Below are 12362 nucleotides of genomic sequence, written 5' to 3'. Positions count from 1 at the left end.
GAGTGCCAGCAGGCGTTGAGGATCGATATGTTCTTGAACGCCTTGGGCGGCTTGATGGCGAACGGCCACGCCAGATTGCAGCGCTCGGTGGTCATCCTGTCCCGCTGACGTGGACGATGACACCGATGCCCATGGGGAGCGGGGACCGGCCTTGTTCCGCGGGGGCGAAGACGGTGATGAAGACGCCCATGGCCAGGCTGACCGCCTGCGGGGATTTCCGCATCCGGTCCGGAATGATCCTCAACGCCTTCGCGGCGAAGGCGACCAGCAGCACGGAGAGGATTCCCGCGCCCGGGTCAATGGTCCCGAACGGCTCCACCTGCATGAAGGCAGAAGTCGACGACCGAGTTCGAGAAATTGGCCCAAAGGGTGTGTGCATTGTCCACACTTTTCCTCTCGGACCCCCTTGTAACGCCTTCGTACCGCTTCGGATTCCGCATGTTTCCGCTGCTTCCCAGCGTTTTCAAGACCCGGAATGCAGTTCGAGTCCCACCTCGGGCACAGTGTTTCCGCAGGTCAGAAGCCTTTGGCCTGTTCGGCGTGCAAGCTTGACACCGTAACATTTCCGGGCGTACTAAGCTGACAATTTTGATAGTGTCCGGGGCGGCGCTGAATCGCAATCGAATTGCCCTATAAGTTAGAGGACCACATCGAGGGCAACCGCCACATCCGCTTGAAGGTCATGATGAAGGACGCTGCCGGCCGGGCCGCCAAGAAACCCGGCTACAACCCGCGCGGCATGGACCGCCCCTGAGCTGACGTGAACGGCAGGGATGCCCATGGCAATGTGCCAAGGGCCTCCTCGTGGGCCTGCGGTCATCCGCCATCTATCATTGGTACGCGGGGCTACTGGGCCTGGTCCTTCTTCTTCTCGGACCTGGTGAGGGGATGAAGCTCCCAACTAATATCCGGGTCTTTGTGGAACGCTTCTGGAATTGTGACTGCGACTTGGCCTTGGTCCCAGTGCTGCACCGCTTCTCGTATCCAACCTCGACGTCCGCGTTCTTGTCCTCGACCGGGTCGAGACGATCCGGGGGAGCGCAAGCGAGTGATAGAGGCCTTGCACGGTCCGAGGCAAGCCAGGCAGTAAGTCTCCTTGGGAGACCCATACTGCGGCAATTTCAAATCCTCATCCCATCGCGCGAGGTCTCAGGATGTTTGAAAACCACTCCAGGACGCGCTCCTCGGGAAGAGCAACGCGTTTCGACTCCTGGGAATTCTGATCATCCGCCGAGGATTCTGGTCTGCTCCATTCGTTCCGAAGTTCCGCTGTGAGGCGGTCGATGCTCACACCAGACAAGGAAACGTGCGCGACTGAGTCTCTTGGCGGGGAATCAATGGGACCTCCATCGTCGGGTCCACTGCCGGAGAGCAGGCAGTGAACCCGAACTACACGCCGAGCTTTGGTGCCCCTTGTTCTGCCAGCCCTGCCCTAATCCTCTCGCTGGCGTCCAGGAGAGAGGCCTCGTTGACCGCTGCGGCAGCTGCCGGGTCCGCATGCCGGGCGGCGGCCACCAGGTCCTGCTGGTAGCGCCACAGGGAGTCGTCTTTTCCAGCGTCCAGGGAACCTTGTGCGCCAACGATCTTGTACGCCCGGCATTGCTGCCACAGCGCCCGGATCATCTGGACCAGCACCGGATTTCCCGCGGCTTCGTAGAGAATCGCCAGCATGGCCTCGTCATGATCGAGCAGGTCAATCACCCGGCGTTCGTCAATCGCCTTCCGCATTAGGTCGTATTCGGACTGCATCCTGTCGACGTCCTCGGCGGTGACCTGCTCAGCGCCCAGGCGTGCGGCCTCAGTTTCCAGGAGCCGCCGGACGTCGTAGACGTGGATGAGCTCCTCGAAGGTCAGGCTCTTGACCACTGCCCCCTTGTGCGGCTGGCGTTCGGCCAACCCGGTCTCCTCCAGGCGCCGGATTGCCTCGCGGACAGGCATCACACTCGTTCCCACCTGCTCAGCGAGATCACGCACCTTCAGCCGCGACCCGGCCGGCAGGTCCCCACTCAGTATCGCTGCATGAATCATCGCGTAGACCTGGTCGGTCAGAAGGGTTGGCTCGACGCGCTGGGATATGACCACAGATCAAATATACGGCCCGCGCCGGCACTATCTCTCGGGGTCCCTCATCAGCGCCGAGTCATGGTCAGGAAATTCTCTAGCAAGCCTTGTGTGATTTGTGATCACATCTCATGGTGGTTTGAGTCACACAACGTAGAGCCTTGAGGCCTTCCACCGGGAGTGCACCTTACTCCGGTGCGGACGCCGATAATGGCGGCGTCTCACGCGACCTTCGACCAATCTCCCGTGGTGCCACCGGCCGCTACAGCGGCCGGTCCCGCAACGAATCAACAGCAAGGAATGGGAATCATGAAAGATGTAGTGATCGTCGGGGGAGGCCTTGCCGGCCTCTCGGCAGCCTGGCGGCTCCGGCATTGGGACACGGTAGTCCTGGAATCCGGACACAGGGTGGGGGGACGCATCCGCTCCGAGCGCCGGGGTGACTACTGGCTGAACTGGGGCGGGCATGTCTTCGCCGGCGCAGGATCTTCCACCGACGCGCTGCTCAATGAGGTCGGCGTGATGGCGGTCCAGATCCCGGGGTCACTGCAAGGCCTGTCGATGAACGGGAAGTTCATCAAGAAGGGGCACATTGCCACCTACCCGTTCCGCATCCCGATGTCCCTTTCCTCCCGGATGGACACCATGCGTGCCGGCCTGAAAGTGGTCAGCGGAGTCGCGAAGTACACCCGCGTGGTGCGCAAGCGCGCGGGAGAGTCCGGTGCTATGCGCCAGCAGCGGATCTACGACTTCGAAAACAACACCTCGTTCCAGGACTTCATCGGAGATCTATCCGAGGACGCGGGGGCACTCTTCAAGACCACAGTCACGCGATCCGCAGGCGACATGGACGAGATCTCCGCCGGCGCCGGCATCGGCTACTTCAGCCTGGTCCTCGGCTTCGGCCAGGGGCTGAGCCAGGGCATCGTCGGCGGCCCGTCCACCCTGACGGAAACCATCGCGGTGGCCCTGGGAGAGCGCATCCAGCTCGGTGCCGTTGTTACTGAAGTGGTCCACAAGAAGGAATCCGTCGTAGTCCGGTACCGCCAGGACGGGGCAGACCGCGAGGTGGAGGCCCGCACGGTGGTCCTGGCCACCACCGCCGACGTGTCACACAAGATCGGCGTGGACCTTCCCGAGGAGCTGCGAGGCGCGCTGGGCCAGATCAAATACGGCCCGCATGTCAGCACCGCTTTCCTGACCAACGAAACTACCGCGAAGCCGTGGGACGACATCTACGCGATTGCCGCCCCGAAGCGCTCCTTCGCGATCGCGCTGAACCAGGCGAGCATCGTTCGCGGCACCGAGTCCGTGCGCAAGCCCGGCGGGAGCTTCATGACATTCTCTCCGGCCAGCCTAGGTCGTGCCCTGCTGGAGAAGAGCGAGGAGGAAGTCATCAAGACCCACCTCACCGACCTTGACCAGGTCCTGGGCCATGGCTTCGCCGACAGCGTCGTCGAGGCCAAGGTCGACCGTTGGAAGAACGCGTCCCCTTACTGCTTCCCGGGCCGTGCCAAGATTCAGTCCACCCTCATGAGGGGCACCGACCGGGTCTTCCTCGCCGGCGACTACCTGGGCACCCTGTACACCGAAGGCTCCATCACCACCGGCTTCTCCGCAGCTCAGGAGGCGGCAAGCGTACTGGCTACCCACCGTAAGGCACCGCAGCACTCCGGCCTGTCCATCGTCGCCTGATCCCTTCTCCGACCTGCCGGTCTTCAGCACGTCCACCGAACTCAAGTAAGGAAACAACTCAGATGTCCAAAGATCTCCGTGGTGTCCTCACCGCCCTGTCCACCCCCTTCAACCAGGACGAAACTCTCGACGTCGACACCCTGCGCCGCATCGTCGACCGTTCCATTGAGGCCGGTGTCGACGGCGTCGTCGCAGCTGGCTCCACCGGTGAGGTCGGAGCCCTGTCCTCGGAGGAACGGCTGCTCCTCATCGAGACCGTCATCAGGCAGGCGGATGGCCGCGTGCCGGTCATCGCCAACACCGGCGCCACATCCACGGCAGAGGCCATCCGGCTCTCCCAGGCCGCCGAGAAGCTGGGCGCCGACGTGCTCATGCTGGTCACCCCGTACTACGAGCCGCTCACGCTTGAGGAGACGGTCAGCTATATCAAGGACGTTGCCAACTCCGTCTCGATCCCGGTGATGCTCTACAACATCCCGGCCGTCACCGGCGTGAACCTGGACCCGGCCACCGTCCGCGCCTTGGCCGAAGAGGTGGAGAACATCCGCTACATCAAGGACTCCAGCGCCAACTGGGAACAGGCACTGCAGCTGATCCACCATCACTCGGACGTCATCGGCACCTTCATCGGCTGGGACGTCTACCTCTACAGCGCCCTTGTCGAAGGCGCCGCCGGTGTCATGGCAGGCACCGCCAACGTTGTGCCCAACGAAATCGTCGCCGTGAGCCGCAGCATCGCCGAAGGCGACCTGCAGGGTGCCCTGGAGCGGTGGAAGAAGGTGTACCCGGTAATCGACGCGCTCCTGTCAGTGCCGTTCATTCCCGCCGTCAAGGCCGGCCTGGCGCTGCAGGGCCTCCCCGCAGGGTCACCCAGGCGGCCCACCGCGGACCTGAATGCCGGGGACCACGCCCGCGTCCAGCAGGCGCTGTCCGCCCTCTACCAAACGGTCGGCTAAGCCATGGATACCGACTTCGCAGCCTTCCTTTCCACCGTCTCCGACGCCATCTGGGCGCCCATGGCCTACGTGGTCCTGGGCCTCGGCGTCGCCTACTCCATCGCCACCAAAGGCGTCCAGTTCCGCCGCATCCCGGACATGCTCCGGCAGCTGAAGGACAGCGAAGCGGGAGAGGGCGGCCTGTCCTCCTTCCAGGCCCTCGTGCTGGCCCTCGGCAGTCGCGTGGGCGTCGGCAGCATCGCCGGCGTCGCCACGGCCGTCAGCGCCGGCGGCCCCGGCGCGCTGGTCTGGATGGCCGTCACCGGCCTGGTCGGCTGCACCGTCGGCTACGCCGAAGCCGCACTGTCCCAGACGTTCAAGCGCCAGGTCCAGGACGAAGACCGACGCAACGCTAACGAAGACATCGGCGGCATGCCCTACTACATCAAGTACGGCCTCAAGCTCCCGAAGGTAGGAGCGCTCGTGGCAGTGCTCGGTGTCATCGGCTACGGATTCATCTTCCCGGGCCTGCAGGTCAACACCATCGCGGCCAGCGCCAAGCTGGCATTCGGCCTGGACAGCTGGATCCCCGCCGTGCTGGTCACGGTAATGATCGCCCTCGTTATCTTCGGCGGCACCACCCGCCTGGTCAAGGTAACCCAGGCCCTGGTCCCGGTCCTGGCGATCGGTTACCTGATCCTTGCCCTTGCCGTGATCGGCATCAACATCGGCAGCGTCCCCGCCGCCGTGGCACTGATCTTCCAGTCCGCCGTCGGGATCCACCCCGTCATGGGCGGCATCGCCGGAGCCGCCATCGCGTGGGGCGTCCGCCGGGCTGTCTTCGCCTCCTCCAACGGCCTCGGCGAGGCAACCTTCGCCGCGGCTGCGGCACGCACGTCCCACCCGGGCAAACAGGGCCTGGTCCAGACCTTCAGCATCTACATCGACGTGCTGCTGATCTGCATGGCCACCGGGCTCATGATGGTCGTCTCGGGCAAGTACAACGTCGCGGACGGTTCCGGCGGCTTCCTGGTCAACAACCTGCCCGGCGTCCCGGTCGGCGCCAACTGGGTCCAGGAAGCCATCGACACCCTGGTCCCGGGCTGGGGAGCCGGATTCGTCGCCGTCGCTGTCCTGCTTTTTGGCTTCACCTGCCTGCTGGCCTACTTCTACGTCGCCAACTCCAACCTGCTCTACCTGCTGGACGGTAAAAAGGGACACCTGTGGAAGAACGTCCTCAAATTCGGCACCATGGCCATCGTGTTTTTTGGATCCGTGGTGAACGCGCAGCTGATCTGGGCCGCAGGCGACATCGGCCTCGGGCTCATCGCCTGGGTTAACCTCATCTGCCTGGCCTTCCTCTTCCCACTGGTCCGCAAGATCTACAAGGACTACGAACGCCAGCGCAAACAGGGGCTGGATCCCACCTTTGACCCCAAGGCCCTGGGCATCGAAGGCGCCGAGTTCTGGGAAACACGCCCCGTCGTCGAACACCACCACCACCATCTCCTCCACACCGGCCATCCCACTGAAAGGACCCCGGGCAAGTCATGACCACCACAGAAAAGACCCTGTTCACCGTCCTCCGGGCGCAAAGCGCCCCTACCGCGTCCCTCCCGCCCTTCGGCCAGTTCATTGGCGGGCGGTTCGTCCCCTCCACCTCGGAGGAAACCGTCGACGTCGTGAATCCGGCCACCGAGGAAGTCCTTACCCAGGTCCCGGCCGGTACCGTTGAAGACGTCGATGCCGCGGTTACTGCCGCCGTCGCCGCCGAGGGCGTCTGGGCATCAAAGATGCCCAAGGACCGTGCCGCTGTCCTGCTACGGATCGCAGACGTCATCGAGTCGAACCGCGACCTCTTCGAGACCCTGGAAGCGGCGAACACCGGCAAACCTGCAGCGGTGGCGGAAGACGACATCTCCAGCGCCATCGACACCTTCCGCTTTTCCGCCGGCGCCGCCCGGGCTTTCAGCACCCTCGGCGCTGGCGACTACGCAGAGAACCATACCTCGGTCATCCACCGCGAACCCGTCGGCGTCGTCGGCGTCATCACGCCCTGGAACTACCCGCTCCTGATGGCCGCGTGGAAGATTGCCCCGATCCTGGGCGCCGGCAACACCCTCGTCCTCAAACCCTCGGAACAGACACCGTTGACCACGCTCAAGCTCGCCGAACTCATCGCCGATGAGCTTCCCGCCGGAGTCGTGAACATCGTGACCGGCCCCGGACGGGTAGTGGGCAACCGCCTCTCAGAGCACCCGGACGTGGACCTCGTGGCCATCACCGGAAGCGTCGGCAGCGGCCAGAAGGTAGCCGCCAGCGCCGCCTCCTCGGTCAAGCGCCTGCACCTGGAGCTCGGCGGCAAGGCACCCGTGGTGGTCTTCGCCGACGCCGACCTGGAAGCCGCTGCCAAGGGCGTTCGCAGTGCCGGGTTCTGGAACGGCGGCCAGGAATGCGGCGCAGCCTGCCGGGTCCTGGTCCACGAATCGGTCGCCGAGAAGTTCACCGAGCTCCTCGTCAATGAGGTCAGCGGGATCTCCATCGGCACCCCAGGCACCGGGACCGACGTCGAAATCGGTTCAATGATCTCCGGTACGCACTACGAACGGGTCTTGGCCGCGCTCGAGGACGTCCGCAGGGACGGCCTGACCATCGCCGTCGGCGGCAATGCCCTCGAAGGTCCCGGATTCTTCATTGAGCCGACCGTGGTCACCAACGTGCCCGCGGGCGCCGCCATCGCCAGCACGGAGATCTTCGGCCCGGTCGTGTCGGTCGAGACGTTCAGCACTGACGAGGAAGCCGTCGCCCGAGCCAACGAAACCATCTACGGGCTCGCGGCCTCGGTATGGACCAAGGACAGCGCCCGCTCACTCACCGTGCCCCGCCGTCTGGACTTCGGCACGGTCTGGGTCAACTCGCACCTGGTCATCGCCACCGAGATGCCTTGGGGCGGTTTCAAAGGCTCCGGCTACGGCCGGGACCTCTCCAGCTACGCGCTGGAGGACTTCTCCCGCACCAAACACGTCATGTACAACCGCGACTGAATACGCTCTGCACAGCACCTCCCGATGCGCCCCGGCTCGCCGGGGCGCATCCGCGAACCCGAAAGGACATCCCGATGATCCACAGGAAGATAACAGACTGGAGCGTGCTCCCAGGTGCATCCGTCGAGATCAGGCAACAGGGTGTCACCATCTGTAACGGGCACGTCGATACAGTGACCGAGGACGGAAAGATCCTCTGGCTGCAGCAAACACCGGCCGGTAGAAGACTCTTCGAGAAGGCCGAATCTTACGAGGCATGGGCAACAGAGGAGAGCTGCGGCTTCCACTACAAAGTCACCACGGATGCAGGCTTCGAGGCGCCCTGAGACCGGGGCAGGTCACCGCGCCTAACCGCCTGCAACGCCGCCCAGCCCCGCGTCCCATTAGTTCGCTGGTTGCACTTCCAGCGCCATGCCCACCAAGCGCTTAGTTGTGGGGGACCACAAAGAAAGGACGGCTATGGACCTGTTATGGGAAGTCGCGGGGTGGGCAGGAGCAGCGGCACTACTTGGCGCCTTTCTAGCCGTATCCATGGGTTGGTTGAAGGCAGGAAGGTGCTTCCAACTGGCCAACCTCTTCGGTGCAATCGCTTTTATAGCCAACAGCGCGTTCCACGGAGCCTGGCCCTCAGTAGCGACCAACATCGCCTGGTTTCTTATTTCAGCTGTGGCGCTCCTTCGCATGCGCTCTAGCCACCGACTACCAACGGACGCGACCCAGGCTCGGCTCACGGGCACCCGAGAGGCGTCAGGGCCGTTGACCGGTCCTGACGAGGCTGGTGACGGCGCCGTACGTACGGACCGGCCGGTTCCCAATCTCTCAACTTTCGAATGTCCATCTCGATGAGGAGTGGAACAGCATGCAGCAACTCGGGCACCGGCTCAGCGGCTAGGGACCGAAATCGCCTTCATGTCGCGCATGCCGCGGCCGCCTGGGAGGCTCAGGGGAACCGCGTGTTTCCCTTCCACCTTGGTGACATCAACATTCCGACGGCCCTCGAGCCCCTAACACGACCTCAGGGCAGGCGCGTTACTGCCTAGGCCGTCATCTCTGGAGCCCCGGGGAGGGTTCGCCCTTGCCTAGGAAGATTCTTTCCCATTGTGGGCCTGCAGGTATCGCGGGAGTCTTGATGTGTGGCCACGAGCCGCACCCGCAGATGCAGAGGCGTCGGCTTGGCCGTCCTGCCAATTGCACGGGCGAATACTCGGAAAAATGCCGCGGGAAATACCATCGACGGGAACATACATTGAAGCACGCCATCAAATTTGACCGTGACGGCCTGACCCTCGTGGGAGACCTGTACACCCCGGAGAACTTTGACCAGAACGGCCAGTACCTGGCCGTCCTCGTTCAGGGCTCGTTCAGCTCCGTGAAGGAGCAGATGGCCGGCACGTATGCCGAGAAGTTCGCCGGGCAGGGTTTCGTCGCACTGTCCTTCGACTACGCCCACTACGGTGCCAGCGAAGGAAGTCCGCGCCAGCTTGAGGCACCGGCGGAGAAGCTCGCCGATCTGCAATCCGCCGTCTCTTACCTCCTGGACCTTAGTAGTCGTGGCTGATCGCGGTCTGCGCCGCGACTTCTTCACGCCGGAGGCCGGACACGCGACGGGTCCCGGGATCGCCCGGGCCCAGCCCGAGGTCGCCTCACTGACACCTCATGGACCTTGGGCACGTACTTCTACTATTCGGACGCGGACATCGACCGCAGCGTCCACTTCCATCAAGACCTGGCCAATGCCATTGCAAGCCGGAACCCTTCAGCCGCAGAAGCACTGATGGCCGCCCACCTTTGCCTGGCGCACACAGCCTTCGAAACAAGCCGCTTCGGCGCTGATGAGCAGAGCGCCTAGCTCTGTGGTTTACAGGATTGTCAGCCTTCCAGATTCACCTCAATTGCCAAATTGCCCATCGGGTCAATGACAGTGGGCCGATGCCCGATGCCCGATGCCTGATGCCTGATGCCCGAGCTCACCTCACAGCGGAGCGCCGTCGAAGATGCGGCGGGCGGCCCCTTCTGAGACCAATGGCTGATCGCCGATAATGGATCTTTCGTCAGGCTCGGCGAGTCCAACCGGTCGCGGTCATGGCAACTTCTACAACACCTGTCGGCGGCACGGCAACCTGCGAGGCAAGACGCCCATCGCCAGGTTCAATTATCCTGCGGGAGAGTACGCCTAGCGGGCGAATGCTATGCATAAGGCGCAGGTGGCTCGAACGCGAGAAGAGTTGTCTCGAACTCCTAGTCAGTACGATGGCTTCGGGGTACCATCCGGCTACCAAGGATCTTGGGCGCGTCTCAATGTACGGGAATAGCCACAGCTCCGTCACGACATGAACGGAAAGGCGGTCTAGTTATGCGACGCCGTTACGTAGGGTTAATTCTCTTAGTTTTCGTCGTGGTCGCCCTAGTCAACATCCTTTTTATGCTTGGGCAGATGATCCATTCCTCACAAGGTCAGCCACAGCCCAGCTCCGAAATCTTGCTGCCACTGTTCCTTATCGTTGGGCTAGTAGTCCTGCTAACTATGCTCATGGCGGTGGCACTTACGACGAATTTTATTGTCGGAAGGAAATATCCCGAGGATCGGCCGGGCGCTCTAGGGATGCCAGGCGGCTCCGTGAGCGCGGTGATCGCCCTGCTGCTGCTGCTTGTGTTTGCAGTCTTCTCGGTGTTCTTTTTCAACCAAATCCGCGCTGGCGAAGGCGATGGATTTATTTCTCGGGGGGTAACGGCTGACGCACTTAAAGTTTTGCCACAGGATCGGATCATTGAGTTGAACGTGGAAAATCCACAGGCAGAGCCTACAGCCCGCACGTTTGCAGTGAAACTGGCCGCCGCGCACCGCGACAGCGTTGACTTAGCCAAGAACACGGCAACGCTCGTGGGCACTCTGCTCTCAGCGGTGGCTGGCTTCTACTTCGGCGGCAGGGCGACCAAGATGGGCGCGGAAGTAGTTAAAGCCCGCACGGCTGATGGTCCCGCAACCGGAAAGACGACTGGTGGCGGGGCAAGTGGAAAGATGGGAGGTGCCGCCCCAGCAGAACCAAGCACGGGGGCTGCCCCTTAGGAAAAGGAGGCATCGAAAATGAACTGCACCCTCAGGTCGAGAGTCTCGTTGAGTCAGCCTAGGGTGAGTGCACGACCGACGACAGCTAGGAGTGCCGCAGGGGGCTAGGAATGCAGCAGGAGAGCGTAAGCATATGGGAGAGGGTGCTCCTTGCTGTGGTGGGGCCCTTGACCGCTGCCGTATTGGGGACCTTGATATTCGGATACTTGCTGGCCTGGATCGCACGTCGGCAACAGCGCGCGCAAGACGACGGCACTATTCGACATGACCTTGTGTCCCAGATGACCCTGACCGCGAATGAGCTGCACTTCGCCATCGTGCACTACATCAGAGTTAGGGATAACCGCTTGGGAGAAGGGGTGACTTTGAAAGAGATGGCCCCCATTCTGCACGAACAGTACAGAAAGACCCGAACAACGGGCTTCGTCTTGGACGGTCGCTTGGAGGCATTCTTGGTGAGCGCTGCACCTCGCGAGCATTGGCACGCGGCGATGGATCTTCTCGCTGTCCGCTACTACGCAGCCATCCGTCAGACATCGGAAAACCTATTGAAATCCAACGCGGGCCCTGACCACTCAGGAGTGTCATTGGAGGATCTGAAAAAGCTGGTAGACGACGACTCTAAACTGACTGCCGAGTTCCGTCACCGGCTTGGTCGGGCGTACGAAGAGGTGCTGGAGTCGCCAATCCGTCGCTGACGAAATCTTTATGTCGGCGGTCCAAATTGGGGAGGGAAGGGCCTGCTGGCGGACGATCACGGGCGGTCAAGAGTAGTCAGAGCAGCCGTTACGACTTCAGGTTTACTAACCTGAACTCGTAATAGCATTCCCGTGGGCGGAGACCGAAACTGAACCGCAGCCATCACAATCTCGAGTGAATGCTCGCCCGCAGGGGAAAGTGAGGGCCGGTGGCGGCTGGGGAGGTGCACTTGGTCTAAGCGGCGCACTTCGCCGAGCCAAAAACGGCAGCGCCTAAGAGAGCCGATAACGGATATTCCGTCAAGCTGCCGGGCCGTAGCTGTCTGATGCTGCTGTCACTGTGAGTGGTCGTGCTTCGTGCAACGGCCTTTGCATCGTGATTTCGCTTTTGTCGTTATGCTGGAGCGTCGTTCTGGTAGGGAACCAGCTGCTGGGTTGAGTAGTCTCACTGAGTAGGGAGGGGGAGGCCCTCGGCTAGTGGTCCGCAGACGGTTACCGCAGATGTTTCGATGATCTCCTTTGCGTTGGCCAGGACGACAGGCGTTGCGGTAAGGCCGCGAAAGTAATGTGTGTAGCCCATACGGCTGCTCCTGCGCTTGTCCCGGGAATTGTCCCGCCTAGAGAGGATGAACGAAAGGCTCTAGCGGCGGCAGAAACCAGAAGTCGACGAAGTTTTGAGAAATCGGGCCCCCAAGAAGGGTGTGTACATTGTCCACACTTTCGTCTCGGACTACCTTGTAGCGCCTTCGTACTGCTTCGGATTCCGCGTGTTTTCGCGGCATTCCAGCGTTTGTAAGGCCGGGAAAGCAGTTCGAGTCCCCCTCGGGCAGTAAACCCCCTCGTCGAAGGGGCGTTTTTGGTT

General features: G+C 62.4%; 12 protein-coding genes and 2 pseudogenes. 12 read left to right on the top strand and 2 right to left on the bottom strand.

All coding sequences use genetic code 11. The features are described 5' to 3' along the window. Positions 1-91: 91 nt before the first annotated feature. The gene (locus QFZ65_RS12920) at positions 92-325 is read right to left on the bottom strand and encodes a hypothetical protein (protein ID WP_306911006.1); all 234 of its coding nucleotides are present in this window, start codon (positions 323-325) and stop codon (positions 92-94) included. A gap of 300 nt (positions 326-625) precedes the next feature. Between QFZ65_RS12920 and QFZ65_RS12915 the strand changes: the two genes are divergently transcribed. Then, on the top strand, positions 626-754 hold the full coding sequence (locus tag QFZ65_RS12915; protein WP_306911004.1) for a hypothetical protein: 129 nt from the start codon (positions 626-628) through the stop codon (positions 752-754). 635 nt (positions 755-1389) lie between these two features. Here the strand turns inward: QFZ65_RS12915 and QFZ65_RS12910 are convergent. Continuing rightward, complete coding sequence (locus tag QFZ65_RS12910) at positions 1390-2082, bottom strand: GntR family transcriptional regulator (protein WP_306911002.1); 693 nt, start codon at positions 2080-2082, stop codon at positions 1390-1392. Positions 2083-2370: 288 nt separating this feature from the next. Between QFZ65_RS12910 and QFZ65_RS12905 the strand changes: the two genes are divergently transcribed. The 11 genes and pseudogenes from QFZ65_RS12905 (at position 2371) to QFZ65_RS12860 (ending at position 11500) form a co-directional block, all read left to right on the top strand. Continuing rightward, complete coding sequence (locus QFZ65_RS12905; protein WP_306911000.1) at positions 2371-3756, top strand: NAD(P)/FAD-dependent oxidoreductase; 1386 nt, start codon at positions 2371-2373, stop codon at positions 3754-3756. Positions 3757-3818: 62 nt separating this feature from the next. Next, positions 3819-4712, top strand: coding sequence for a 4-hydroxy-tetrahydrodipicolinate synthase (gene dapA, locus QFZ65_RS12900; RefSeq protein ID WP_306910998.1), 894 nt, complete (start codon positions 3819-3821; stop codon positions 4710-4712). A gap of 3 nt (positions 4713-4715) precedes the next feature. Next, positions 4716-6245: a sodium:alanine symporter family protein gene (locus tag QFZ65_RS12895; RefSeq protein ID WP_306910996.1), complete on the top strand. Its 1530-nt coding sequence runs from the start codon at positions 4716-4718 to the stop codon at positions 6243-6245. Further along, a complete protein-coding gene (locus QFZ65_RS12890) occupies positions 6242-7735 on the top strand; it encodes an aldehyde dehydrogenase family protein (protein ID WP_306910994.1) in 1494 nt (497 codons plus the stop codon). The genes QFZ65_RS12895 and QFZ65_RS12890 overlap by 4 nt, the downstream gene beginning before the upstream one ends. A 74-nt stretch (positions 7736-7809) precedes the next feature. Beyond that, positions 7810-8061, top strand: a complete 252-nt coding sequence (locus QFZ65_RS12885; protein WP_306910992.1) for a hypothetical protein — start codon at positions 7810-7812, stop codon at positions 8059-8061. Positions 8062-8194: 133 nt separating this feature from the next. Then, positions 8195-8426: pseudogene (locus QFZ65_RS12880) on the top strand (hypothetical protein); the annotation flags it as partial. A gap of 168 nt (positions 8427-8594) precedes the next feature. After that, positions 8595-8730, top strand: a pseudogene (locus QFZ65_RS19125) (aspartate aminotransferase); the annotation flags it as partial. Between the two features lie 251 nt (positions 8731-8981). Continuing rightward, a complete protein-coding gene (locus QFZ65_RS12875; RefSeq protein WP_306910990.1) occupies positions 8982-9293 on the top strand; it encodes an alpha/beta hydrolase in 312 nt (103 codons plus the stop codon). A 105-nt stretch (positions 9294-9398) separates the two neighbouring features. Then, positions 9399-9584 carry an FCD domain-containing protein gene (locus QFZ65_RS12870; RefSeq protein WP_306910988.1) on the top strand — a complete coding sequence of 62 codons (186 nt, stop codon included), beginning with the start codon at positions 9399-9401 and terminating at the stop codon, positions 9582-9584. 504 nt (positions 9585-10088) lie between these two features. Beyond that, positions 10089-10802 carry a hypothetical protein gene (locus QFZ65_RS12865; protein ID WP_306910986.1) on the top strand — a complete coding sequence of 238 codons (714 nt, stop codon included), beginning with the start codon at positions 10089-10091 and terminating at the stop codon, positions 10800-10802. 167 nt (positions 10803-10969) lie between these two features. Continuing rightward, entirely contained in the window at positions 10970-11500 is a 531-nt protein-coding gene (locus QFZ65_RS12860; protein ID WP_306910985.1) for a hypothetical protein, read from the top strand. Positions 11501-12362: the final 862 nt, after the last annotated feature.

This window comes from Arthrobacter sp. B3I9 (assembly GCF_030816935.1).
In the GTDB taxonomy this organism is placed as follows: domain Bacteria; phylum Actinomycetota; class Actinomycetes; order Actinomycetales; family Micrococcaceae; genus Arthrobacter.
Note: the sequence above shows the minus strand (reverse complement) of the source record. Positions and strands in the feature narration are given on the sequence as shown.